Raw genomic sequence first — 23,328 nt, 5'->3', positions numbered from 1 at the left:
CGCCTATAGGAGCGGGCGTCGATCAGGTCATGGGGTGGGGAGCGGTGCGTTGAGGCCGACGTTCCAGTTCCAGGGTATCGTGCCGGCGGCGCGGCGTCGGCGGACGACCGCCTCGTTGAAATCATACATGCCGGCGAGCAGGCTGGGCTCGACGCGCGGTGCAGCCGTAAAGTGCATGATCGGGAGGGTCGCGTCGAAGGCGGGCCAGGCCGGACCGCCGGCGGTGCGCGGCGTGCCGGTGGCGGCGAAGCTGGTCCAATAGTCGAGCATCGCGTTGGACAGGCGGCGCTCGTCGGGGGTATCGGGGACCTTGGGCCAGTTGGGGCCGGTCAGCGACAGCGTGCCGAAGGTGAAGGGCAGTTCGCTGGCGTGGAAGGCGTGGAGGTTGGCGTCGTCCATCGCGGGATAGCCGTGATCCCATAGGTAGAGGTAGCTTGGGCGGCCGGCGGCGGTCTGGCTGCGCACGAGGCGTTCGCTGGTCCAGCCATATAAAGCATCGCGTGGGGTGAGGAGGATGCTCTCCCGATAGGTTACGGCGGGATAGAGGCGCAGAAAGGCGTCGGCCATGTCGCCGTAGCGGGCGCGGATGCCCTGCTCATAGGCCTCGGCGCTGGCAGGCGGTTGCGCCGCGAGGACGCGGAGCGAGCGGATCTCGCCCTGGTTGAAGCCGGCGAGGACCGGCACCTTCGCCTGGTGGCCAGCGTCGAAGGCGACGACGGGCTGTTCGGGCAGGACGACGCCGTCGACGTTGGCGAAGGGCAGGAAGCCCGCCGCGGCGGCGCCGTTGGTCAGCGTCTGCGCGTCCATCCGGCGTAGCGTCGCGGCGTCGCCGGCGGGTAGCGCACGGGCGCCGATCGCTTCGGCCGGCGGCAGGCCGAAGGCGGCGGTGCGGAGCGCCGGGGTGGTGACGAGATAGCCGCTCTGCACGATGGCGCGGCGGAACAGCGGGCGCGCGGCGGGCGTGACCATCAGATAGGTGGCGCTGAGCGCGCCCGCGGACTCGCCGGCAATCGTGACGTTGGCGGGATCGCCCCCGAAGGCGGCGATGTTGCGCCTGACCCAGGCGAGCGCGGCGACCTGGTCGAGCAGCCCGTAGTTGCCCGAGACGTGGCGGGGATCCTCGGCGCTGAGCGCGGGGTGGGCAAGATAGCCGAGCGCGCCGAGGCGATAGTTGATCGACACGACGACGAGGCCGCGGTCGGCGAGGTGCCGGCCGTCGTAGAGCGCCTCGCGCGAGGAACCGGTCAGCAGCGCGCCGCCGTGGATCCAGACGAGGACGGGTGCCCGCTTCGCCTGCCGGGGTGCCCAGATGTTGAGCGACAGGCAATCCTCGCTGGTCGGCAGCGGGGTGGTCGGCGCGTAGACCGAGGTGGCGGGGACGCTCGGCTGGATGCAGGCGGGGCCGAAGTCGGTGGCGGGGCGGGTGCCGGCCCAGCGTGGCAGCGGCTGCGGCGCGCGCCAGCGGCGTTCGCCGACGGGAGCTTGGGCGTAGGGAATGCCCTTGAAGACCGCGAGCTTGCCCTGGGCGATGCCGGTGACGCGCCCGGCGGGGGCATCGACGAGCGTCTGGGCGGCGGCGGGGGTGGCGAGGGACGCCAGAAGAAGGGCGCGGATCAGGGTCATGCCGCGGTCTTTCGCAGGCGACGGGCGAGGAGGAGGAAAAGCGCGATCGCGACGAGGTAGAAGGGCGAGAGCGTGTAGAGCGCGACCTGAAGCGCATGCGGCGTGCCGCGCGCGGCGAACCAGTCGCTCGCCGCGCCGACATAGGTCGGCCCCAGGCCAAGGCCGATGAAGTTCATCACCAGCAGCAACAGCGCGCCCGACAGCACGCGTTGGTCGGGCCGCACCTCTTCCTGCACCAGCGCGACCGAGCAGGAGAGATAGACGTAGTTGAACAGCATCGCGACGGTCAGCAGCGCGAGCGCGAGCGGCCAGCCGGGCGCGGCGACGAAGCCGACGTAGAAGGGCAGCGCGACCGCCAGCGACACCGCGGGGGCGATGGCATAGACGGCGCGCGATCGACGGGTGAAGCGGTCGATGACCTTGCCCGACACGATCATCCCGGCGCTCATGCCGACGCCGACGGCGATCGCATACCAGACAGCGACGTCGGCCAGCGTCATGCCCTTTTCCCGCATCAGGAACAGCACCGCGAAGTTGCCGAGACCGTAGGTGACGAACTGGGTGGCGCCGCTGCCGAGCGCGGCGAGCATCAGGACGGGGTGGGTGAAGAACATGCGCAGCGTGCCCCAGAAGGGTGCGCGGGCGGTCGTGCGGCCACCGGCCGGTGCCGGATCGAGCGCGCCGCGTTCGGGCTCCTTCACCAGCAGCTTGACGGCGAGCGCGGTGACGATGCCGACGATGCCGATCGCGATGAACGCGTGGCGCCAGTCGAAGGCGGCGGCGATGCTGGCACCGAAGGCGATGCCGAGCGCGGCGCCGATCGGCGGGCCGAGATTGTAGATGCCGAACGCCATGCCGCGGCGGCCCGGCGGGAAGGTGTCGGTGATGATCGCATAGGACGGCGGCACGCCCCCCGCCTCGCCGAAGCCGACCATCATCCGCGCGACGACCAGCTGCGGATAGGTGCGCGCGAGGCCGCAGGCGATCGTCGCCGCGCTCCAAATCGCGCACGCCAGTGCGACGATGCTGGTGCGGTTGGTGCGATCCGCCAGATAGCCGATCGGCACCGCGATGAAGCAGTAGAAGAAGGCGAAGTAGAGACCGCCGATCAGGCCGAGCTGGCCGTCGGTGACGTGGAGCGAATCCTGGATCGGCTTGGCGAGGATGCCGAGGAGCTGGCGATCGAGAAAGTTGATGACGTAGACGAAGGTCAGCGTCGCGAGCACGATACGCTCGCGCCGGCGGGTCACCCCGCGCGCCTCCTCGACCACGTGCCCGGCGATGCTGGCCACCCGTCCCCTCTCCTTCTTTATCGTTGCCAGCGATGATGATGCGGCCACCGAGCGCTGTCAACAATCACTATCGTAAGGATGAATGTTCTGATATTTGGATCCTCATACGAAAATGAATGTTCGGACCGGAGGAGGATATATGCAGCTGAAGGGTCGAGTCGCGCTGGTCACGGGTGCGGGCGGCGGGCTGGGGCGGGCGCATGCGCTGTTCCTGGCGCGGCAGGGGGCGGCGGTGGTCGTCAACGACCTGTCGATCGAGGCGGCGGGCGCGGTGGCCGACGAGATCGTCGCCGTCGGTAGCCAGGCGATGGCGGTGGCGGCATCGGTGACCGACGAGGCGGGCGTCGAGGCGATGGTCGCGCAGACGCTCGATCGCTGGGGGCGGGTCGACATCCTCATCAACAATGCCGGCATCCTGCGCGACAAGAGCTTCGCCAAGATGTCGATCGCCGACTTCCGCACCGTGGTCGACGTCCATCTGATCGGCGCAGCGATCTGTACCAAGGCGGTGTGGGAGACGATGCGCGCGCAGGGGTTCGGCCGGATCGTGATGACCACCTCGTCGTCCGGGCTGTACGGCAACTTCGGGCAGGCGAACTATGGCGCGGCAAAGATGGCGCTGGTCGGGCTGATGCAGACGCTGGGCATCGAGGGCGAGAAGTACGGGATTCGCGTCAACTGCCTGGCGCCGACCGCGGCGACGCAGATGACGCATGGCGTGCTGAGCGAGGACAGCCTGGCGCTGCTGGCACCCGAGATGGTCAGCCCGGCGCTGCTGCCGCTGGTCGCCGACGACGCGCCGACGCGCACGATCCTGTGCGCGGGCGCTGGCCATGTCGCGGCGGCGCATGTGACGCTGACCGAAGGCGTGCAGATCGGCGGCGGTGCGGATGCCGGCGAGCGGCTGCTCGGCCAGATGGCGGCGGTAACGCGGCGCAACGGCGAGATGGTGCCCGGTTACGGCTTCTTCCAGGCCGAACGCGAACTGGCGGCGGCCGGATTGCCCGCCGATGTCGCGGTGGTCGGCTGATATGCGCGGCGGGCCCGCCCTGGTGGTGAGCCTGATGCTGGCGGGGTGCTCGCGTGCGCCGGAGAACCCACGCGATGAGGCGGTGGCGGTGCGGGGTGGCCGGGCGATGGTCGTCGCTGCGCCGTCCGCTGCGCCGAGCCCGGTCGCGACCACGGCGCCGCCGCTTCGGCATGCGGAGCGCAAGGCATTCGTCGATCCGCCATTACCCCCTGAACTGGTGAATCCGCCGGGATTGGCGCCGCTGCCGACAAATCCTCCCCTGCAAGGGGAGGGGGACCATCAGGCAGCGGTGGTGGAGGGGTAGCCACGGGCCGCGTCGCTTGCCGCGATTACCCCTCCACCACGCCCTGCGGGCGCGGTCCCCCTCCCCCTCAGGGGGAGGAATGAGAAAGATAAAAGGAGGAGAGTGATGATGCTTCGTCTTGTCGTTCGTATCCTGTTGCTGCTCGGGCTGGGGACGTTGGCGCCGCCGGCGATGGGGGCGCCGTGCCAGCGCGACTGCCTGGCGCCCGGCGACTATGATCTTTCGATGATGTCGGGCGGGTATCTGCGGCTATACCGCGTGCATGTGCCGCAGCGCTATTCGGGGCAGGCACCGGTGGCGTTGCTGCTCGACATCCATGGCCATGCGCTGACCAACGACGACCAGATGAAGCGATCGGGGCAGCGCGAGCAATCGGATCGGCTGGGCTTCATCGTGGTGTGGCCGCAGGGGATCGCCAACAGCTGGAACGGCAATGGCTGCTGCACCACCGCCTATGACTTGAAGATCGACGATGTTGGTTTCCTGCGCGCGGTGATCGGCCAGCTGTCGGCGCGGGCGAACGTCGATGCGGCCAAGGTCTATGTCACCGGATGGTCTAACGGCGGCGGGCTCACGCAGCGGATGGCGTGCGAGGCCGCGGACCTGGTGACCGCGATCGCGCCGGTCGCGCATCCGCTGAACACCAACAGTTGCCGGCCGTCACGCCCCGTCGCGGTGCTGGCGTTCCACGGCACCGCGGACACGACCATCCCCTATGACGGTGGCGGCACCGTGCTGCCGCGCGAGGTGTTGGGCGTGCCGCTCGGCTGGCAGGGGGCGTTGCAGAGCCTGGCGGCGTGGAAGGGCATCTTGGGCTGCTCGTCGGCGGTCCAGGCGACGCAATTGCCGGGCGCGTCGCGCGACCAGAGCTATACGGCGTGCAACGGCGGCAAGACGGCGGGGCTGGTGACGGTCGCCGGTGGGGTCCACGACCTTTACACCGACGACGGATCGGCGGGGCATGTCGATGTCGCCGCCTATATGTGGGCGCATTTGTTCCGGCCGTGACGGATTCACACCGGCCGACGCGACATGGCGGCCCCGGTGGGCCGCCATGCGCTAGCTGACGAAGTCGGGACCGGTCAGCGTAGGCCGGAAGCGCGGTCCTCCTCGACCATCAGCTCGACCGGGGTGTCGCCGATCGGACCAGGCGACTGATCGTGGGTCTCGTGGGCGAACAGCCAGCGGCCGAGCAGCCCGGCGACGGCGGCGCCGCCGATCGGTGCGACCCAGAACAGCCACAGCTGCGAGATCGCCCAGCCGCCGACGAACAAGGCCGGGCCGGTGCTGCGGGCCGGATTGACCGAGGTGTTGGTGATCGGGATCGAGACGAGGTGGATGAGCGTCAGCGCGAGGCCGATCGCGAGCGGGGCGAACGGGGTCGGCGACCGCTCGTCGGTCGCGCCGAGGATGACGATCAGGAAGATCGCGGTGAGCAGCGCTTCGGCAACGAAGGCGCTCGCCATCGAATAATTGGCCGGCGAATGCTCGCCATAGCCATTGGCCGCGAAGCCGCTGCCGACGATGTCGAAACCGGGATGGCCGCTGGCGATAAAGGCCAGAACGGCAGCCGCGGCAATGCCGCCGACGAGCTGGGCGCCGATATACCCGGGCAGGTCGCGCGCCGAGAAGCGGCCCGCGACGGTGAGGCCGATGCTGACGGCGGGATTAAAATGGCCGCCCGAGATAAAGCCGACCGCGAACGCCATGGTGAAGACGGTGAGGCCGAAGGCGAGCGCGACGCCGGCCATGCCGATGCTGCCGGGCAGCGCGGCGCCCGCCGACACGACGGCGGCACCGCAGCCGCCGAGTACCAGCCAAAAGGTGCCGATCACTTCGGCGGCCAAGCGTCGGGCGACAGCCGCAGGACGCGGCCGGGCGATAACATCAGTCATGAAAATACCCCTCCCCTAGATCGGGACAGCGTAGGACGCAGGCATGTCGAAAGAAAAGGGGGTGCTGCGACAGCGACGCCAAAGGCGTCGCCGTCGCGGGACGACGCGGCTTACTTGCCGCGCAGAGTGTTGATCAGCGCGATGCCGAGGACGCCGCCCAGCGCCGCTGCGGCGAACGGGCGCTCACGTGCGAACTGGCGCGCGTAGTCGACGATCGGACGCACGGAATCTTCGACGAAATCACGGGCTTCGCCGTAAACCTTCTGCGTCTTGCCTTCGAGCTGGTCGGCCTTGCCCTCGGACTGGAGCTTCTTGTCGCCCAGCGCATCGCCGATGCCGTCCTTGATCTTGCCGCCGATGTCGGTCGCATTGCCGGTCAGGGTGTCGGTGTTCATCGATAATCTCCTCGTTACGATCGAATGGTGGGCCGGGCACCAGCCCGGTCGACGCGACGTTATCGATTGACGAGGATCAAGGTTCCGCGACTAGTACTTCACGCGGCGCGTAGTTCGACGACGAAGTAATGGGCGCCGCGGCTCAGCCCTTCGGCCCGTTCGGCCATCGCGGCGGTGGCGGCGGCCATGTCGGCGGCGAGGCGTTTGCAGGCGTCGGAGGCAAGCGCCGCACCTTCGACGCCGATGTGCAGCCGCTCGTTGTCGGAGGCCGCGTTGCGGGCATCGCGCGAGATGGTGACGGCGACCTCGGTCTGTTCGTCGGCGGCGGCGCGGATGCCGGCGGCGGCGTTCGACACGTCGCCGATGCGGGTCAGGATGCCGCCCATCTTCTCGGCCGCCATCTCGACGCGCCGCTGCATCGCGACGATCATGTCCTCAATGACGCGTGTTGCGGTCTTGGTCTGGACGGCGAGCGATTTCACTTCGTTGGCCACGGTGGAGAAGCCGAGCCCCATTTCGCCGGCGCGGGCCGCCTCGATCGCGGCATTGAGCGCGAGTAGGTTGGTCTGTCCGGCGATGGCCGAGATCATCGCGACGACCTGGCCGACCTCGTTGGCATCGGCGATCAGCGCGGCGATCACCGTCTCAGCTTCCTGCGCGTCCTCGGCGACGCTGCTGGTCGCCTCCGCCTGGAGGGCAACGCGCTGTGCGACCTCGCCCGCCGAACTCGACAAGCGGTTGGCGGTGACGTGCATCGACGAGGCGGTGTGGCTGGTCCGTGCGGCGGCGGCGACGATCGCGCCGGTCTGATCGGCCTGGGCGGCGCTGCTCGCGGCGAGTGTGGTGGCGCAGTCGCTGGTGTCGCGCGCCGCTTCGCCGAGCGCCTTCACCGCCTCGCCCAGCGACGCTTCGAAGCGTTCGGCGAGCGCGATCATCTCGGCGCGGCGCAGTTCGTTGGTCTGGGCCTGTGCCTCCTGAAGCACGCGCGCCTCGGAAATCTCGGCACGGGCGCGCTCCTGGAGCCGTGCGGTATCGGCTGCTTCGCGCTGGCGGGCCGAATCGAGAAGGTCGAGGCCGGCGTGATAGCTTTCCGAAAAGAGCCGCGCCTGCGACATCACTGCCTTGGCGAGCATCGCGACGAAGATGCAGATCAGCAGGAAGGTCGTGAGGGGCAGGCCGGTGAGAAAGACGATCGGCGTGGTCACGACCATCGCGCCGACGAGGAACATCATGCTGGCGACGGGTAGCGCCGCGATGTTGAGCGCGCCGACCGCCATCACGCCGGCGATGATCCCGCAGATCAGGATGCGTTCTTCGGGGCGACTCTCGATGAAGGAGAAGCCGAGCAACAGGTTCCAGGCGACGGCCGTCGCGAACGCCATGGCGGCTTGGTGAAGGATGACCGATTGGGCATCGTCCACTGCCCAGTCGCGGCGCTTGTCCTCTCGCCAGACCTTCAGCGAATAGACCGCTATGGCGACGAGAAGACAGAAGAAGGGCGCCGTCAGGTCAAGACGCCGCGACTGCATCATCACCAGCGAGCCGGTGATGATCGTGAAGCAGAACATCTGCGGATAGCTTTTCCGCGCTGCCCGGAGCTGAGCCGAAACCAGCGCCGTCGGCAGTCCGCGGCCGTCGTGGCTAAGCTCCATCCGGTGCATGAAGCGCAAGATCAGAAGCTTTGGCGATTTGCCCATGAACGCCGAAATGCCAGCGTATGCCTAACGAGCCGTTAAAATAGCAACATGTGTTAAAGATCGTCAGCACCAGCCGACGTCGACCCGATAGTCGTACACAGGCCGGCGCCGTCGGCAGTGAGCGCCCCCGGAGCGGTCAAGCGTCGAGCAGCGCCACCAGCCGGTCCAGCCGCGCTGCCGGATCCTCGATCCGCTCACGGAGCAGCAGGCGGTCGCCGTTCGCTTCCAGCCCCAGCCGCTCGGCAAGGTCGTCGGTGCCGCGGCGCGGCGTGATGGCGATGGCGGCGGGGCCGGCATCGATCCGCACGATCCCGGCGGTCTTGGCGGCGGCCCGGACGCGCGAGACGGCGATCAGCGTCGCGGCTTCGGGTGGGAGGGGGCCGAAGCGGTCCTCCAGCTCGTCGGCGAAGCGATCGAGCGCGTCGTCGTCCGCTAGCCGGGCGAGGCGGGTATAGAGGGTGACGCGGAGCTCCTCGTCGGGCACCCAGCTTTCGGGAATGCGGCCTTCGATGCCGAGGTGCAGTTCGGGCGTCCAGCGTTCGACATGCTCGCCCCGCGCCTCGCGCAGCGCGGCTTCGAGCAGCTGCTGGTAAAGGTCGACGCCGATCAGCTTCATGTGGCCGGCCTGCGTCTCGCCGAGCAGGTCGCCGGCGCCGCGCATGTCGAGATCGCGCGCACTGATCGCAAAGCCGGCGCCGAGGCGGTCGAACGCCTCCAAGGTGCGCAGCCGCTTCAGGGTGCGCGGCGCGATCTCGTGATCGGGCTGGGTCATCAGCAGCACCTGGCCGCGCCGGCTGCCGCGCCCGACCCGCCCGCGCAGCTGGTGGAGCTGCGACAGGCCGAAGCGGTCCGCGCGCCAGATCACCATGGTGTTGGCGCGCGGCACGTCGAGCCCCGCCTCGATGATGTTGGTCGCGAGCAGCACGTCGCCGTCGCCGTTGCCGAAGCGGACCATCGCCTCGTCGATGTCGGCGGCGGGCATCTTGCCATGTGCCTGGAGCAGATCGAGTTCGGGGACGAGCTTGCCAAGCTTCACCGCCAGCGGCGCCATGTCCTCGATGCGGGGCACGACGACGAAGCTCTGTCCGCCGCGGCTCTTCTCGCGCAGCAGCGCGGCACGGACGATGGCGTCGTCGAACGCGCCGACCGCGGTGCGGATCGGCTGGCGGCGTGCGGGCGGCGTGGCGATGATCGACAGCTGCTGAAGGCCGACGAGTGCGGTCTGCAAGGTGCGGGGGATCGGGGTGGCCGAGAGCGTCAGGACGTGCCCCGCCGACAGGTCGCGCAGCCGGCCCTTGTCGGCGGCGCCGAACCGCTGTTCCTCGTCGATGACGACGAGGGCCAGGTCCTTGTAGGCGATGCCCTTCGCCGCGACGGCGCCGGTGCCGACGACGACGCCGATGCTGCCGTCCTTCAGCCCCGCCTTCACCCGGCGCTTCTCCGCCGCGGAGGACAGGCGCGACAGGCCGGCGACTTCGATCCCGGTGTCCGCGAAACGGCGCGTGAAGCTTTCGAGGTGCTGGCGCGCGAGGACGGTGGTGGGGGCGGCGATCGCGACCTGGTGGCCGGCCAGCGCGGCGACGGCGGCGGCGCGTAGCGCGACCTCGGTCTTGCCATAGCCGACGTCGCCGACGACAAGACGGTCCATCGGCTTGCCCGAGGCAAGGTCGGTTCGGACCGCTTCGATCGCCTTGGCCTGATCGGCGGTTTCGGTGAAGGGGAAGCCGGCGGCGAAGCGTTCGTAGGCGGCGGTATCGGGAGCGAGTTTCGGCGCGGTGCGCGCGTCGCGCTCGGCAGCGATGGCGGTGAGCCCGCGCGCGCTTTCGGCGATGGCGGCGGCGATCTCGCCGCGGCGGTTCTGCCAGCTCGATCCGTCGAGGCGGTCGAGCGTCACCGCGTCGGCATCGGCGCCGTAGCGCCACAGCCGGTCGGCCTCCGCGACGGGGACAAGACGCTTGGCGTCCTTGGCATAGGTCAGGCGGATCGCGTCGCCGCCCTGATCGTCGATCGGCTCAAGCCCCGCGACGACGCCGATGCCGTGATCCTCGTGAACGACGACGTCGCCGACCCGGATCTCGCCAAGGTCGAAGGCGGCGGTGTCGGCATAGGTCGGGCCGACGTCGTCACGCTCGGCGCGACTGCCGAGTAGGTCTGCGGCGGCGACGGCAAGGATGCCGGGACGGCGGAAGCCGCGGTCGATCGCGAGGGGAAGCGACAGCAGGCTGGCCTTCTTCGCCTTGACCGCGGACCGCCAGTCGGCCGCAGGATCGATGGCCCGGTCGAGCGCCTTGGCGATGCGGTGCGACAGGAAGCGCAGGTCGCGCTCGCCGCCGAGCAGGACGACGCGGTCGCCATCGGCAAGTGCCGTGCGGGCGAGGTCGGTGAAGGCACGCACCGGGCGCTTCTTCTCGACGAAGCGCGGCGGGGGATCGCCCGCGCGGTCGAGTGTCGTGGTGTCGCGGTCGGCGAGGGCAGCGCGCCATGCCGTGTCGTCGACGATCTCCCGCACGGCGCGGTGCGGCGCGCGCTTGCCGGTGTCGGCGGTGAGCGCGAGGAAGCGGCGACGTCGATCCTCGGCGGCGGGTTCGACGATGACGCAGGCGTCGGTGCAATGGTCGAGCAGCGTCGTGCGGTCGTCGCCGAGCGGCGGTTCCGACACGCGGCCGAGTTCGCGCCGCTCGCACTCGCTGGTCGTGCGCTGGTCGGCGGGGTCGTAGGTGCGCAAGCCGACGACCTTGCCGTCGGCGATCTCGACGCGCAGCGGCTGGGGGGCGTCGGCGGGGAAGACGTCGAGCACCTGGCCGCGCCATGCGACCTCGCCGGGTTCGTCGACGCGCTCGTCGGCGATGTAGCCGATCGCTTCCAGCTCGGCGAGCATCGCGGCGCCGTCGAGGGGGGCGCCGACCGCGATGCAGGGCGGTTCGGCGCCGAAGGCGGCGGGGGGCGGATAGGCGCGGGCAAGCGCTTCGCCGGTGGTGATGCAGGCGACGCGGCGCTTGGTCTTCGCCTCGCGGGCGAGGCGGAGCTGGCGGAGTGCGGACACGCGCTGGCCGACGTTGACGGGCGAGGCGGGGGCGGCGTCCCCGGGGAGGGCATCGCTGCCCGGGCAGAAGACGATCACGTCATCCGGGGCAAGCGAATGGAGCGCGCGCGCAATGCCCTCGGCGCGGACGTCGTCGGACGCGGCGTAGAACAGGCTGTGCTTGGCGAGGCATTCGGCGAGCGCGGCGGCCGTTTCGCCGATCGAGAGGACGGGATCGGCCGGCGCTGTCGTGTCTTGCATCAGGGAAGCTGTCTCGCGATGATAGGATGCGAGAGCGCGTCGGCGCGGAGAGTGTTCCGACCGGTTGAGGGAGGTTAAAGCTCTTTGATCCTCCCCTTGGCGGGGGAGGATTGAAAAGGAGCTATTTCTTCGCAGCCCTTGCCTGCTCGCGGGCGGCGACTTTGGCGCGGTGGTGGCCGACCGCGCAGCCGATGGCGGCGCCGGCGACCGCATGACCCCGACCAACGAAATGGCCGCCGACGCCGCCTACCGCGGCGCCCTTCAGGCAACCTGCGGCATAGGATGGCGACGCCGCGAGCATGAGCGCCAGCGCCGCTGCCGAGCCGAGCTTATTCAAACGCATCGCATGTCTCCTCGCTACGGACCGATACGCCTCCGGGTCCGGCCAAAGATGAAGTGGCATCACGGGCGATAGCGCGGTGCCGGTGAAGCCGCGCTGACGTGGGCATGACAAAAGCGTTTGGCAGCGCTTGCTAAAATATATGACATTATTATCGTCGTCGTCCATGGCCAAGTCATCGATCCGGCGCGCGGCGCTGCTCCTTCCGCTCGGGGCGATCGCCTCGCTCTTTTCCTCGACCGAGGCGCTGGCCGAGGCGAGTTACGATGCCGCGAATAAGATGTTCAGGCTCGACGGCGGCGAGGTGACCTATGCGTTCAAGATCAACGCGGCGGGGATCCTCCAATCGGTCTATTGGGGCAAGCGCCTGCCCGATCGCGCGCCGCTCGCCGCGCCCGAACTGAGCGGGATGAGCGGCTTCGACGTCACCGCCAACGTCGTGCCGCAGGAATATGCCGGGCAGGGCGGCGGGCTGTATTCGGAGCCGGCGCTGAAGGTGACCTGGCCCGACGGCAACCGCGATCTCGTCCTCTATTATCGCAGCCATCAGGTGTCGGGCGATGAGATCCGGGTGACGCTGAGCGACCTCGACCGGCCGCTGTTCGTGACGCTGATCTATCGCATCGACCGCGCGACAGGGGTGATCGCGCGGTCGTCGGTGGTCGAGAATCGCGGGGCGACCGACGTGCGCGTCGACCAGGCGGCGGGCGCGGGCGTGACGCTGCCGGTCGCGTACGACTATCGCCTGCATTATTCGACCGGGCGCTGGGCGGCGGAGTGGACGTTGCAGGACCGGCCGCTGCGCGCCGGCGCGACCGTGCTGGAGAGCCGCCGCGGGTCGACGGGCAGCCAAAATAATCCTTGGTTCCAGATCACCCGCGCCACCACGACCGAGGAGAGCGGCCCGGCGTGGATCGGTGCGCTGGCGTGGAGCGGATCGTGGCGGATGTCGTTCGACCAGGACGTGACCGGGCGCATCCGCATCGTCGGCGGGTTCAACCCGTTCGACTTCGCCTATCGCCTGCGCCCGGGCGAGACGCTGGACACGCCGACCTTCTACATCGGCTATTCCGACGAGGGGCGCGGCGGCGCGTCGCGGCTGTTCCATCGGTTCGAGCGCGAGCGCATCCTGCCCAGGCGCGGCGGCAAGCTGCCGCTGCGCCCGGTGCTGTACAACAGCTGGGAAGCGACCGAATTCAAGGTCAACGAGGCCGAGCAGATGGCGCTCGCCGAAAAGGCGGCGAGCCTGGGCGTCGAGCGCTTCGTGATGGACGACGGCTGGTTCGGGGCGCGCAACAACGACAAGGCCGGGCTGGGCGACTGGCAGGTCAACCCGACCAAATTCCCCAACGGGCTGAAGCCGCTGATCGACAAGGTGAAGTCGCTGAAGATGGATTTCGGCCTGTGGGTCGAGCCGGAGATGGTCAACGCCGACAGCGACCTGTTCCGCGCGCATCCCGACTGGGCGATGCAGTTCAAGGGCCGGCCGCGGACCGAGGGGCGCAACCAGCTGGTGCTGAACCTGGCGCGGACCGACGTGCGCGATCACCTGCTCAAGGTGCTCGACGACCTGCTGACGCAGAACGACATCGCGTTTCTAAAATGGGACTATAACCGCAACTGGTCCGAACCCGGCTGGCCCGATGCGGAGGTGGGCGAGCAGCAGAACATCTACGTCGCCTATGTGCGCAACCTGTATTGGATCATCGACGAGCTGCGCAAGCGGCACCCCAATGTCGAGATCGAGAGCTGCTCGGGCGGCGGCGGGCGCGTCGACCTGGGCATCATGGCGCGCACCGACGAAATGTGGCCGTCTGATAATACCGACCCCTATGACCGGCTGCTGATCCAGGACGGCTATACCCAGGCCTATGCGCCGGCGACGATGATGGCGTGGGTTACCGATAGTCCCAACTGGGTCAACGGTCGGCAGACGACGCTGCCGTTCCGCTTCCTGTCGGCGATGCAGGGTGGCCTCGGCATCGGCACCAATCTGAACAAGTGGCAGGCGACCGACTTCGCGCTCGGGAAATATTATGTCGCTTCGTACAAGCGGATCCGCGAGACGGTGCAGCAGGGGCAGCTGTATCGCCTGAACCGCGAGAGCGACGCCGATCCGCGCTGGACCAACCTGTACGTTGCGCCCGACAAGAGCCAGGCGGCGCTGTTCACGCTGGTCGGATCGACCCACAAGCTCGACGTGATGCCGACGATCGCGCTGACCGGGCTCGACCCCGACGCCTATTACCGGATCGAGACGATGGAGGGTACGCCGCTGCCGGCGACGATCCCGGCGCGCGCGACGGGGGCCTATTGGATGAACCACGGCGTCGACGTAACGCTGCGCGGCGATTTCGTCGGCGTGGGCTTCATCTTGACGCGTGGTTGAGCCGCCCAAGCGACCGCCGGAGCGCTTCAAAAAATATATGACATAATGATAAAAGTATGACATTATCATCGGCGAGGTAGGGGAGCGGTCATTGGGGATCGTCCTGCCGACACGAGGCCGGCCGGGCTCAGGGAACGGCAGGCCGCATGGGGAGGAACGACATGATCTACGTCCGTCGCACCATCGCCGCGCTGCTCGCCGGCTCGGCCATCATGGTCGCCGCGTCCGCATCGGCGCAGACCGCCAACGACCAGCCGGGCGGCCTGCCGAGCAGCCAGCCCACGCCGGGCGCGCAGGTCGACCCGGCGGCGGGGGATGGCGCAGCCGAGGACGTCGTCGTCACCGGCATCCGCGCCAGCCTGGCCGACGCGCTCGAGATCAAGCGCCAGACGATCGGCGTCGTCGACGCAATCAGTGCCAAGGACATCGGCCAGTTCCCCGACGCGAACATCGCCGAATCGCTCCAGCGGATCACCGGCGTGTCGGTCGACCGCGTCAACGGCGAGGGGCGCGGCATCACCGTCCGCGGCCTGGGGCCGGAGTTCAACACCGTGCTACTGAACAACCGCCTGCTGTCGACCGAGGCGGGCGGGCGCTCCTTCTCGTTCGACATCCTGTCGTCGGAACTGATCACCGGCGCCGAGGTGTACAAGAGCAGCGAGGCGCGGCTGCAGGAGGGCGGGATCGGATCGACGGTGATCCTGCGCACCGCGCGGCCGACCGATCGCGCCGGGCTGCACTTCGCGGGCAGCGCCGCCGGTCGCCACGACAATACGTCGGATCGGATCACCCCGGTCGTGTCGGGCGTGCTCAGCTGGTCGAACGCCGACCGCACCTTCGGCGTGCTGGCGAGCGGCATCTACGACAAGCGCATCTTCAGCCTGTCGAACATCAGCACCGACGGCTGGATTCCCGACCAGAACGTCGACAGCAACGGCGATGGCGTGAAGGACCTGCGCATCGCGGTGCCGCGGACGCTGAATTTCACCAGCACCAACAGCCGGCGCGAGCGTATCGGCGGCACCTTCGCGGTCGATTTCGTGCCGTCGGACCGGCTGAAGATCGGCATCGACGCGCTGTATACGCAGCAGAAGGTGCAGAGCCGGACCAACCAGCTCGGCTTCTATACCGATCCCGATCGCATCACCCGCGCGACGGTCAACGGCAACGGCACGGCGACCAGCTTCACGGTACTGCCGGCGACGTCGTCGTCGGGGCTGGCGGCCGACAATATCGTGGCGACCAACCCGCAGAATGCGCGCACCTATCAGATCGGCGCCAACGCCGTCTGGGATGCGACCGACAATCTGAAGGTGGTGTTCGACGCCGCGCATTCGAATTCGCGCGATGCGTCGGACCAGCTGTTCTACGTCGTCGGCACGCGCGAGGTGGGCGTCACTCCGACCTTCCAGCTTGACGGTCCGGGCGGGCTGCCGACGATCACCAACATCCTGCCGACCGACGACAAGTCGGCACCGCGGCTGCACTGCTGCTCCGAGCGCGGCTATCGTTACGGCGATACAATCAACCAGGGCACGGTGGACGCGACCTGGACGGTCAACAGCGGCATTCTCGACAAGCTGCAGGGCGGCGTGCTGTTCACCAACCGCAAGAAGACGACGGTGTCGCGCGAATCGCCGGACCCGCTCGGCTGCTTCTATTGCGGCTATCTGGCGGTGGCGCCGGGATCGCTGTTCACCAACTTCAGCGCCAACGTCCAGGGCCGCGACCTGACCTGGCTCGATTACAACGCCGCGTCGTTGGTTCAATATTATGGCAGCGCGGCGGCGGTGAACCAGGTCGGCGGGACGAGCCAGTCGGCGATCGACGCGCGCAACCGCTTCCTGGCGGTGTATCAGGGCAACAACAACAGCCTCGATCCGATCGATCGCGACCGCGGGTCGGGCACGGTGCGCGAGAATACTTATGCCGCCTATCTGCAGGCGACGTTCGGCGGCAATTTCGGCGACAGCCGCTGGACCGGTATGGCGGGCGTTCGCGTCATTCACACCGATCTGCTGGCGACCGGCTATTCGGTGACGCTGTTGAACATCATCCAGAACCCGGCCGATCCGACCGCGGCAGTGCCGGTGTACAGCCCGACGGTGCCGGTGACCGCGAACAACAGCTATACCTATTTCCTGCCGACGCTGAACTTCCGCGTCGACATCACCGATCGGCTGACCGCACGCCTCGCCGGTTCGCGCACGCTGACCCGGCCGACGCTGTCGCGGCTGGGGCTGTCGCAGGACTTCACCTTCCGCCCGCCCAACTCGAACACGATCAGTGGCGGCAATCCCTATCTGAAGCCGTTCCTGGCGTGGAACGCCGATGCCTCGGTGGACTATTATCTGAGCAAGACCAGCTATGTCAGCCTGGCAGGCTTCTACAAAAAGCTGGAGAATTTCATCATCTCCGGCCAGCAGCCCGAGCAGTATTTCGGGCTGACGTTCATCGCCAATCGCCCGTACAATGCGCAGAAGGGCGACGTGTACGGCCTGGAGGCGGCGGTGCAGACGACGTTCGACTTCCTGCCGGCGCCGTTCGACGGCTTTGGTGCCAGCGCGAACTATACGCTGGTGAGAAGCTCGATCCGCTTCGACCCGTCGCTGAGCAACCAGACGTTCAACGTCGAGGGCCTGTCGGACACCGCCAACGTCGTGCTGTTCTACGAAAAGGGCGCGGTACAGGTGCGTGGTGCGTACAATTGGCGCGCGCCGTTCCTGCGCCAGACGTTCGGGCCGCAGAGCCAGCCGGAGAATATCTTCGGCTATGACCAGATCGATCTCAGCGCGTCGCTGCGGGCGAACGAGAATCTCTCGTTCTTCACCGAGGTGCTCAACCTGACCAACGCGAAGTTCAAGAGCTATTCGCGCTTCGAGGAGCGGCTGATCACGGTGTCCGACCAGGGCCGCCGTATCTCGCTGGGCGCGCGGGTGAATTTCTGAGCGCGGCAGGCGGCGTGGCGAAAGGGGGGCCGCGCCGCCTGCCCGACGGCCGCACCGCGCACGTCGTCGAGCTGGTCGGCGACGGCATCGCGGTGCGGCTGACCGATCTGGGCGTGACGATGCTGGCCATCGTCGCGCCCGATCGCGTCGGGGCCTTGGCCAATGTGCTGGTCGGCCCCGAATGGCCCGAGCTGCATCCTGCGGGCGGTGCGCCGGGGCCGGACGCGCGGATGGGGGCGACGTGCGGGCGCGTGGCGAACCGGATCGGCGGTGCCGCCTATACGATCGACGGCGTGCACTATCCGCTCGTCGCGAACGAGGGCGACAACCAGCTGCACGGCGGGCCGCTGGGGTTCGACAAGCGGCTGTGGACAATCGAGCGCGCCGATGCGACGGCGGCGGTGATGACGCTGGTCGGCGAGGATGGCGACCAGGGGCATCCCGGGCGGCTGTCGGTGCGCGCGACCTTCGTGGTCGAGCGCGCGACGCTGTCGATCCGGTACGAGGCGACGACCGATCGGCCGACGCATGTCAATCTGGTGGCGCATCCGTATTTCAACCTGTCGGGCAGCGGCGGATCGGCGCTCGACCATCGGCTGAGCATCGCCGCGGACGATTACCTGCCGATCGGTGCGGCGCAGCTGCCGACGGGCGCGGTGGTGCCGGTGGCGGGCACGCCGTTCGACTATCGCGAGGCGCGAGCCGTCGGCAGCCTGATCGGCGGCGCGGACGAGCAGCTGCGGATCGGCGATGGCTACAACCATAACTTCGCGCTGCGGGGTCAGGGCTTGCGCGATGTCGCCGTGCTGGTCGATCCGGCAAGCGGGCGGCGGCTGACGATCGCCAGCGATGCGCCGGGATTGCAGTTCTACAGCGGCAACGCGCTGGGCGATGGCTATGTGCGGCGATCGGCGCTGTGCCTGGAGACGCAAGGGTGGCCCGATGCGGCGAACCGGCCGGGTTTTCCCTCGACGCGGCTCGATCCGGGCGAGACGTATCGGGCGGAGACGCGGTTTACGTTGGATATCGTCGGGTGAGCTCCACCCCGGCGAAGGCCGGGGCCCAGTTGCAAGACGACCGTGAAGCAGGCTTCGCGCCGTCACCGACATCGTCGCAACTGGGCCCCGGCCTTCGCCGGGGTGGGATTATTCGCCGCACTTGCCGGTGATCGGCTCGACCTTCGTCACGGGACCGGCCGGACGAGATTCGCCGGGATGATAGCTCTTCAGCCCCGCCAGATCCTTCGCATCGAGCAGGATCGGGCGCAGGTCGCCGGTGGTGTAGCGGCGCGCCTGGTCGGTGAAGTGCGGTGAGGCGGGGTCACCGTTTTCGCCGCCAGCGGAAATCGCCCAGGCGCGGATCGTCGGGCCGAACTCGACGACGGCGACGAAGCTGTTGCCGCTGGTGCCGTAGAAGCAGCGCGTGCCCGGCTGGCGCTCGACGCCGAACGAGGCGAGCGACCCGAAATTGCCCGAGGTGAAGGGCACGGACAGGCTGGGGCCGCGATCGTCGAACCGCGCCTTGATCGCGCCCGACAGCCGTTGGAAGCGGTTGATCGAGCCCCAGGCGACGCGCCAGCTGCCCTGCTCGCGCGTCATCCGCGTGACCGCAGCATCGAGCGCCTCGACACGCGCGGCGTCGGTGGAGCGCTCCGTGAGCCACTGGAAGATCGGCATGTTGGCGGCGGCGGCCTTCGGACCCTCGCTCGTCCACAGCGCCTCGCCCCAATAGACCGCGAGCGAGGTCGGCTGCGACGTCGCCGACCAGCGCCGGTCCCAGCCGTCGAGCATGGCGAGCGGCGCGGCGAGGCGCTGGCGGCGCGGGTCGCCGGCCGGGAGCGCCGCCACGCCGCGGTCGAGCAGGGGGATCTGTTCGGCGAAGAGCGGCAGGAAGCTGTCGAAGGCGAGATCGCGCAAGGCGAGCGGCGTCAGGTCCTTGGCGTCCTTCAGCAGCAAGGCGGCATGGATGCCGCGTGGGTTCTCGCCGAGCTGGTCCATGTAGCGGGGGAAGGACGCCGCCTTGGGGCTGTCGGCGCCGGCGGCGGTCCAGGGCGCGTTGTTGGTATTCGCGATCCAGCCGCTGCCGGGGCGTACGACCTGGGGCAGGTCGGACAGCTTGTGCAGCCCCTTCCAGTCGGTCGCGGGATCGCTGCCGTCGACGGTGCGGGTGTAGTCGAAGCGGTCGTCGCGGATCGGCACGAATTGCGGATGGAGATAGGCGATGGTGCCATCGGCGCTCGCGAAGATGGTGTTGTTCGACGAGTTCGCCTTGCGATCGGCGATTGCCAGATAGTCGGCAAGGCTGGTCGCGCGGGTGCGCAGGAAGCTCTGCTCGAGCGCGGGGCGCGGGTTGTTGAGCATCGCGACCGCGACCCAGCGGCCGTTCTCGGCGCGGATGATCGGGCCGTGATGCGTCGACAGGATGGTGAAGCTGCGGCTGGCCATGGCGCCGTCGGCGCGGCGATAGGCGATGGTCGTCTGGCGGGTGCGGACCGGGCGCCATTCGTTGCCGTAGCGATAGGTCCAGCCGGTGCCGTTGCGCCGTACCTCGACGCTGAACTCGTCGATATTGTCGACGCCGCTCGACGTGTGCATCCAGCCGAGACGGCGATTGAACCCCTGGTAGACGAAGAACTGGCCCCAGGTCGCGGCGCCATAGACGTCGAGCCCGGCGTCGCTGGTCACCTGCTGCTCGGCACGGAAGAAGAAGGACGTGTGCGGGTTGATCCACAGGAGCGCGTGACCGTCGGCGGTCCGCGACGGGCCGATGGCGATGCCGTTCGATCCCTTGGGCTCGATGAGGCGGCCGGCGTCGGCAAGCCGCAGCGGTGCCGACGTCGCGGCGGTCGCGGGCGTGCGGTCGTAGAAGGCCTGGAGCGCCTTTAGGTCGACGCCGCGCTCGATGTCGCCGCCGATGCTGCCTTCGGAAAAGGCCAGCGCCATCCAGGGCTCGTAGCGGGTGATGCCGCGGCCGGCGCCGGGATGATCGGCGAGATAGGCGTTGAGGCCTGCCGCCCAGGCATCCATCAGCGTGCGCAGCCACGCGGGGCTCTTGGCATATTCGGCAGGGAGTGCGGCGGGATCGACGAACAGACGCTGACGCAGGTCCTGCCAGATCGCCTTGTCCCCCTCCACTTCGGCCAGGCGGCCGAGCGCGACGAGATAGTTGCGCTCGATCCGGGGCAGGTCGTCCTCCGCCTGCGCGTACATCATGCCATAGACGGCGTCGGCGTCGGTGCGGCCGTGGATGTGGGCGATTCCCCAGCGATCGCGGACGATGCCGACGTCGCGAGCGCTTGCAGATGGCGCGGCGAGCGCGCCTGCCGGGATCATCGTGCTCATCATCGCGGCCAGGATCGTTCGACGCATCATGCCTCCTTGTCTCGGCCAATAAGTCATATATTATCTGATGGCACAAGCAGGAGATGATGATGCCGCGGTTGCGCCAGCTGTCCATTCCCGATTTCGGCCCCATCAACGAGCCACCGACGCTGACCGGCGCGCTTTACACGGCGCGATGCGACGCAGCGCTGCGGGCGGCCGGGACCGAGTGGCTGGCAGTCTATGCCGACCGCGAGCATCTGGCCAACGTCATGTTCCTGTCGGGCTTCGAGCCGCGGTTCGAGGAGGCGCTGCTGCTGCTGGGGCCGGCGGGCCAGCGGGTGATCGTGACCGGCAACGAGTGCCTGTCCTATGCCGCGCGCTCGCCGCTGCCGGGCGTCACGCTCCTGCTGTCGCAGACCATGAGCCTGATGGGGCAGGATCGCACCGCCGCGCCGCGGTTGAGCGAGGTGCTGCACGAAGCGGGGCTGCGACCGGGGGCGAGCGTCGGCGTGGTGGGGTGGAAATATCTGGAGCCCGAAGAGGCGGACGGCGACACCGCACCCGGTTTCATCCCCGCCGCCTATCTGCGCGCGATCGAACGGGTCGTCGGGGCGCAAGGCGTGATCGACCGGACCGAGGTGCTGCTGCATCCCGAAACCGGGCAGCGGTCGATCATCGACGCCGACCAGATCGCGGTGTTCGAGGCGGCGGCGGCGCGCGGATCGTCGATGGTGTGGGACATCGTCAGCGGCGTGCGGCCCGGCGATACCGAGATGCAGGCGGCGGCGCGGATGGCGTATCGCGGCGAACCGCTCAACGTCCACACGATGATGGCGACGGGCGATGCCGCGGGTGGATCGGTGATCGGGCTGGCGAGCCCCGGCTGGCGGCGTATCGCCAAGGGCGACGGCGCGTCGACCGCGGTCGGCCTGTGGGGCGGGCTGACCGCGCGCGCGGGACTGGTCGACGACGACAACGACGATTTCGTCGGCCTGGCGGCTGGCTATTTCGCGGGGCTGATCGAATGGTATCGCGTCGCCGACATCGGCGTCGAGGGTGGGACGCTGCACGATGCGGTGGTGGGAAAGCTGGCCGAGGGGCGGCTGCGCTCACTGCTCAATCCCGGGCATCTGACCGGGCATGAGGAATGGTCGAATACGCCGGTACGGCCCGGGTCGACCGCGCGGCTGCGTTCGGGGATGCACGTCCAGGTCGACGTGATCCCGACGCCGATGCCCGATGGCTGGGCGCTCAATTGCGAGGATAGCGTGGTGCTGGCCGATGCGACGCTGCGCGCCGAACTGGCCTCCCGATATCCGGCGGTGTGGCAGCGGATCGAGGCGCGGCGCCGCTTCGTGCGTGACGAGCTGGGGGTGGAGATGGCGGAGGCGGTGCTGCCGCTGTCGTCGATCCCGCTGTGCCTGCCGCCGTTATGGCTGGCGAGCGATCGGTTGTTCGTGGCGGGGTAGGGGATGGGGGAAATGGCCCGCCCCACGTCCCGTTCGTGCTGAGCGCAGTAGAAGCACGTGGTTTGGGCGTGTCGCCGGGGCACGTCCTTCGACTTCGCTCAGGACGAACGGTTTGTAGGCGGGCAGGGTTAGATGCCGCCGAGGCGGTAGATCTCTTCCATCTCCCGCCATTTCGCCCCGTCGTGGGCCACGTCCTGGAAGCGCGCCATCAGCGCCTCCCAACGCTGCACCACGGGATCGGCGGCGTCGGCGGCGGCCTTGCGGGCGAAACTGAAGCCGTGGGCGACGTCGAGTATCATGACCAGCCGCGTGCCCAGGCGATGGATCGTCATCGTGTGGATGCCCGATGCCAGGATCGATGCCTCGATCTCCGGCCAGACGGCACGGTGGTGCTCGTCATAGGCAGCGATCAGCGCGGGGTCGTCCTTCAGGTCGAGCGTCAGGACGTGGCGCGGCATCAGTCGGCCTTGAGCGTCGAGGTGCGTCGGCGGCGAGGCGGGGTGGCGACGGACAGGCGCGGGACGGTCGGCGCCTCGTCGCGGTCGTACCAGCCGAGCAGCGTCGAAATCTGCGTCGTCGTGCTTTTGAGCAATGCCAGCGTGTCCTCGATCGACAGGTGCGGCGCATCGTCGATCGCGACGAGGAAGGGGATGGTCAGCGCGGCGACGACATGGCCATCGAAGCCGAAGATCGGGCAGGACAAGTCCGACACCCCGGCCATGCGCGCGCTGGGGATCGATTCATAACCCTGTGCCTGTACCGTGGCGAGCCGCTTGGCGAGGCCGGCGGGGATCGACCGATCGGCCGCGGCGGCACGGCGTTCGTCGTCCATGAAAGCGAGGAGGACATGGCCCGAGCAGCTGGTCAGCAGATCGATCTCGGTGCCCAGCCTGACGGCGAAACCGGTGGCGCCGGGGCTTTCTTGGCGTGCGACGATCAGGCCGCGGGTGCCGTTGACGACGGCCAGGTGGCACGACTGCATCGCCGCGGTGGCGAGCGCGTGCATCAGCGGTGCGGCGGTGTGGGTCAACTCCTGCGCCGGGGTGGCGCGATGGGCGAGTTCGAGCAGCTTGTAGGTGACGCGATAGCGATCGCTCGCCGCATCCTTGTGCAGCCAGCCGCGACGGTCGAGGACGACGACGACGCGGAACAGCTCGCTGATCGAGCGGCCGAGCCGCTGGGCGATTTCAGTGATCGTCAGCCCGAATGGCTCGCTGCCGAGCAACTCGATGATATCGATGCCCTTTTCCAGCGCGGGTGCGCTGTAGGTGGGCGGCGAGGCGGGCTTGTCACGAGACAGTGGTGGGCGGGCAGGCATCGGTCGCCATCGTAGCGGGCGC

The 23,328-nt window shown here is 68.7% G+C and carries 17 protein-coding genes; 7 read left to right on the top strand and 10 right to left on the bottom strand.

Going from position 1 to position 23,328, the window contains the following annotated elements; translation table 11 throughout:
- Positions 1 to 27 precede the first annotated feature (27 nt).
- Positions 28 to 1,623 carry a carboxylesterase/lipase family protein gene (locus tag GGQ80_RS09145; RefSeq protein ID WP_183983957.1) on the bottom strand — a complete coding sequence of 532 codons (1,596 nt, stop codon included), beginning with the start codon at positions 1,621 to 1,623 and terminating at the stop codon, positions 28 to 30.
- Entirely contained in the window at positions 1,620 to 2,915 is a 1,296-nt protein-coding gene (locus GGQ80_RS09140) for a spinster family MFS transporter (RefSeq protein ID WP_343050975.1), read from the bottom strand. The genes GGQ80_RS09145 and GGQ80_RS09140 overlap by 4 nt, the downstream gene beginning before the upstream one ends.
- Before the next feature lie 139 nt (positions 2,916 to 3,054).
- Here GGQ80_RS09140 and GGQ80_RS09135 point away from each other — a divergent pair, with 139 nt between their 5' ends.
- From GGQ80_RS09135 to GGQ80_RS09130, 3 genes are all read left to right on the top strand, one after another.
- Positions 3,055 to 3,945, top strand: a complete 891-nt coding sequence (locus GGQ80_RS09135; protein ID WP_183983955.1) for an SDR family NAD(P)-dependent oxidoreductase — start codon at positions 3,055 to 3,057, stop codon at positions 3,943 to 3,945.
- A 25-nt stretch (positions 3,946 to 3,970) separates the two neighbouring features.
- On the top strand, positions 3,971 to 4,249 hold the full coding sequence (locus tag GGQ80_RS18300; RefSeq protein WP_221364286.1) for a hypothetical protein: 279 nt from the start codon (positions 3,971 to 3,973) through the stop codon (positions 4,247 to 4,249).
- 105 nt (positions 4,250 to 4,354) lie between these two features.
- Positions 4,355 to 5,257 carry a CE1 family esterase gene (locus tag GGQ80_RS09130; RefSeq protein ID WP_183983953.1) on the top strand — a complete coding sequence of 301 codons (903 nt, stop codon included), beginning with the start codon at positions 4,355 to 4,357 and terminating at the stop codon, positions 5,255 to 5,257.
- Between the two features lie 74 nt (positions 5,258 to 5,331).
- Here GGQ80_RS09130 and aqpZ read toward each other — a convergent pair whose 3' ends face one another.
- From aqpZ to GGQ80_RS09105, 5 genes are all read right to left on the bottom strand, one after another.
- The gene (gene aqpZ, locus GGQ80_RS09125; RefSeq protein WP_183983951.1) at positions 5,332 to 6,144 is read right to left on the bottom strand and encodes an aquaporin Z; all 813 of its coding nucleotides are present in this window, start codon (positions 6,142 to 6,144) and stop codon (positions 5,332 to 5,334) included.
- A 110-nt stretch (positions 6,145 to 6,254) separates the two neighbouring features.
- A complete protein-coding gene (locus GGQ80_RS09120) occupies positions 6,255 to 6,539 on the bottom strand; it encodes a CsbD family protein (protein ID WP_183983949.1) in 285 nt (94 codons plus the stop codon).
- Positions 6,540 to 6,637: 98 nt separating this feature from the next.
- Positions 6,638 to 8,191, bottom strand: coding sequence for a methyl-accepting chemotaxis protein (locus GGQ80_RS09115; protein WP_221364285.1), 1,554 nt, complete (start codon positions 8,189 to 8,191; stop codon positions 6,638 to 6,640).
- Between the two features lie 181 nt (positions 8,192 to 8,372).
- Positions 8,373 to 11,519: a TRCF domain-containing protein gene (locus tag GGQ80_RS09110; RefSeq protein ID WP_183983945.1), complete on the bottom strand. Its 3,147-nt coding sequence runs from the start codon at positions 11,517 to 11,519 to the stop codon at positions 8,373 to 8,375.
- Between the two features lie 121 nt (positions 11,520 to 11,640).
- Positions 11,641 to 11,862 carry a hypothetical protein gene (locus GGQ80_RS09105; RefSeq protein WP_183983943.1) on the bottom strand — a complete coding sequence of 74 codons (222 nt, stop codon included), beginning with the start codon at positions 11,860 to 11,862 and terminating at the stop codon, positions 11,641 to 11,643.
- A gap of 163 nt (positions 11,863 to 12,025) precedes the next feature.
- Between GGQ80_RS09105 and GGQ80_RS09100 the strand changes: the two genes are divergently transcribed.
- The 3 genes from GGQ80_RS09100 to GGQ80_RS09090 all read left to right on the top strand — a co-directional run bounded on the left by GGQ80_RS09100 (position 12,026) and on the right by GGQ80_RS09090 (position 18,233).
- Positions 12,026 to 14,248 (top strand): alpha-galactosidase, encoded by a 2,223-nt coding sequence (locus GGQ80_RS09100; protein ID WP_183983941.1) that lies wholly within the window; start codon positions 12,026 to 12,028, stop codon positions 14,246 to 14,248.
- A gap of 161 nt (positions 14,249 to 14,409) precedes the next feature.
- Complete coding sequence (locus tag GGQ80_RS09095) at positions 14,410 to 17,196, top strand: TonB-dependent receptor (protein WP_183983939.1); 2,787 nt, start codon at positions 14,410 to 14,412, stop codon at positions 17,194 to 17,196.
- Between the two features lie 14 nt (positions 17,197 to 17,210).
- On the top strand, positions 17,211 to 18,233 hold the full coding sequence (locus GGQ80_RS09090) for an aldose epimerase family protein (RefSeq protein WP_183983937.1): 1,023 nt from the start codon (positions 17,211 to 17,213) through the stop codon (positions 18,231 to 18,233).
- A 108-nt stretch (positions 18,234 to 18,341) separates the two neighbouring features.
- On the opposite strand, the gene GGQ80_RS09085 is transcribed toward GGQ80_RS09090, so the two are convergent.
- Positions 18,342 to 20,567, bottom strand: a complete 2,226-nt coding sequence (locus tag GGQ80_RS09085; protein WP_183983935.1) for a penicillin acylase family protein — start codon at positions 20,565 to 20,567, stop codon at positions 18,342 to 18,344.
- Positions 20,568 to 20,626: 59 nt separating this feature from the next.
- Between GGQ80_RS09085 and GGQ80_RS09080 the strand changes: the two genes are divergently transcribed.
- A complete protein-coding gene (locus GGQ80_RS09080) occupies positions 20,627 to 21,988 on the top strand; it encodes a M24 family metallopeptidase (RefSeq protein ID WP_221364284.1) in 1,362 nt (453 codons plus the stop codon).
- 128 nt (positions 21,989 to 22,116) lie between these two features.
- Here GGQ80_RS09080 and GGQ80_RS09075 read toward each other — a convergent pair whose 3' ends face one another.
- Complete coding sequence (locus GGQ80_RS09075) at positions 22,117 to 22,446, bottom strand: L-rhamnose mutarotase (protein ID WP_183983931.1); 330 nt, start codon at positions 22,444 to 22,446, stop codon at positions 22,117 to 22,119.
- Positions 22,446 to 23,306 carry an IclR family transcriptional regulator gene (locus tag GGQ80_RS09070; protein ID WP_183983929.1) on the bottom strand — a complete coding sequence of 287 codons (861 nt, stop codon included), beginning with the start codon at positions 23,304 to 23,306 and terminating at the stop codon, positions 22,446 to 22,448. The genes GGQ80_RS09075 and GGQ80_RS09070 overlap by 1 nt, the downstream gene beginning before the upstream one ends.
- Between the last annotated feature and the right edge of the window lie 22 nt (positions 23,307 to 23,328).

The organism is Sphingomonas jinjuensis (genome assembly GCF_014197105.1).
GTDB lineage: Bacteria > Pseudomonadota > Alphaproteobacteria > Sphingomonadales > Sphingomonadaceae > Sphingomonas > Sphingomonas jinjuensis.
Note: the sequence above shows the minus strand (reverse complement) of the source record. Positions and strands in the feature narration are given on the sequence as shown.

Excerpts from the sequence above, each read along its gene's own strand:
- GGQ80_RS09110 (WP_183983945.1), bottom strand. The coding sequence starts at position 11,519 with ATGCAAGACACGACAGCGCCGGCCGATCCCGTCCTCTCGATCGGCGAA.
- GGQ80_RS09100 (WP_183983941.1), top strand. The coding sequence starts at position 12,026 with ATGGCCAAGTCATCGATCCGGCGCGCGGCGCTGCTCCTTCCGCTCGGG.
- GGQ80_RS09120 (WP_183983949.1), bottom strand. The coding sequence starts at position 6,539 with ATGAACACCGACACCCTGACCGGCAATGCGACCGACATCGGCGGCAAG.
- aqpZ (WP_183983951.1), bottom strand. The coding sequence starts at position 6,144 with ATGACTGATGTTATCGCCCGGCCGCGTCCTGCGGCTGTCGCCCGACGC.
- GGQ80_RS09085 (WP_183983935.1), bottom strand. The coding sequence starts at position 20,567 with ATGATGCGTCGAACGATCCTGGCCGCGATGATGAGCACGATGATCCCG.
- GGQ80_RS09115 (WP_221364285.1), bottom strand. The coding sequence starts at position 8,191 with ATGGAGCTTAGCCACGACGGCCGCGGACTGCCGACGGCGCTGGTTTCG.
- GGQ80_RS09130 (WP_183983953.1), top strand. The coding sequence starts at position 4,355 with ATGATGCTTCGTCTTGTCGTTCGTATCCTGTTGCTGCTCGGGCTGGGG.
- GGQ80_RS09105 (WP_183983943.1), bottom strand. The coding sequence starts at position 11,862 with ATGCGTTTGAATAAGCTCGGCTCGGCAGCGGCGCTGGCGCTCATGCTC.
- GGQ80_RS09145 (WP_183983957.1), bottom strand. The coding sequence starts at position 1,623 with ATGACCCTGATCCGCGCCCTTCTTCTGGCGTCCCTCGCCACCCCCGCC.
- GGQ80_RS09095 (WP_183983939.1), top strand. The coding sequence starts at position 14,410 with ATGATCTACGTCCGTCGCACCATCGCCGCGCTGCTCGCCGGCTCGGCC.
- GGQ80_RS09075 (WP_183983931.1), bottom strand. The coding sequence starts at position 22,446 with ATGCCGCGCCACGTCCTGACGCTCGACCTGAAGGACGACCCCGCGCTG.
- GGQ80_RS09070 (WP_183983929.1), bottom strand. The coding sequence starts at position 23,306 with ATGCCTGCCCGCCCACCACTGTCTCGTGACAAGCCCGCCTCGCCGCCC.
- GGQ80_RS09080 (WP_221364284.1), top strand. The coding sequence starts at position 20,627 with ATGCCGCGGTTGCGCCAGCTGTCCATTCCCGATTTCGGCCCCATCAAC.
- GGQ80_RS09135 (WP_183983955.1), top strand. The coding sequence starts at position 3,055 with ATGCAGCTGAAGGGTCGAGTCGCGCTGGTCACGGGTGCGGGCGGCGGG.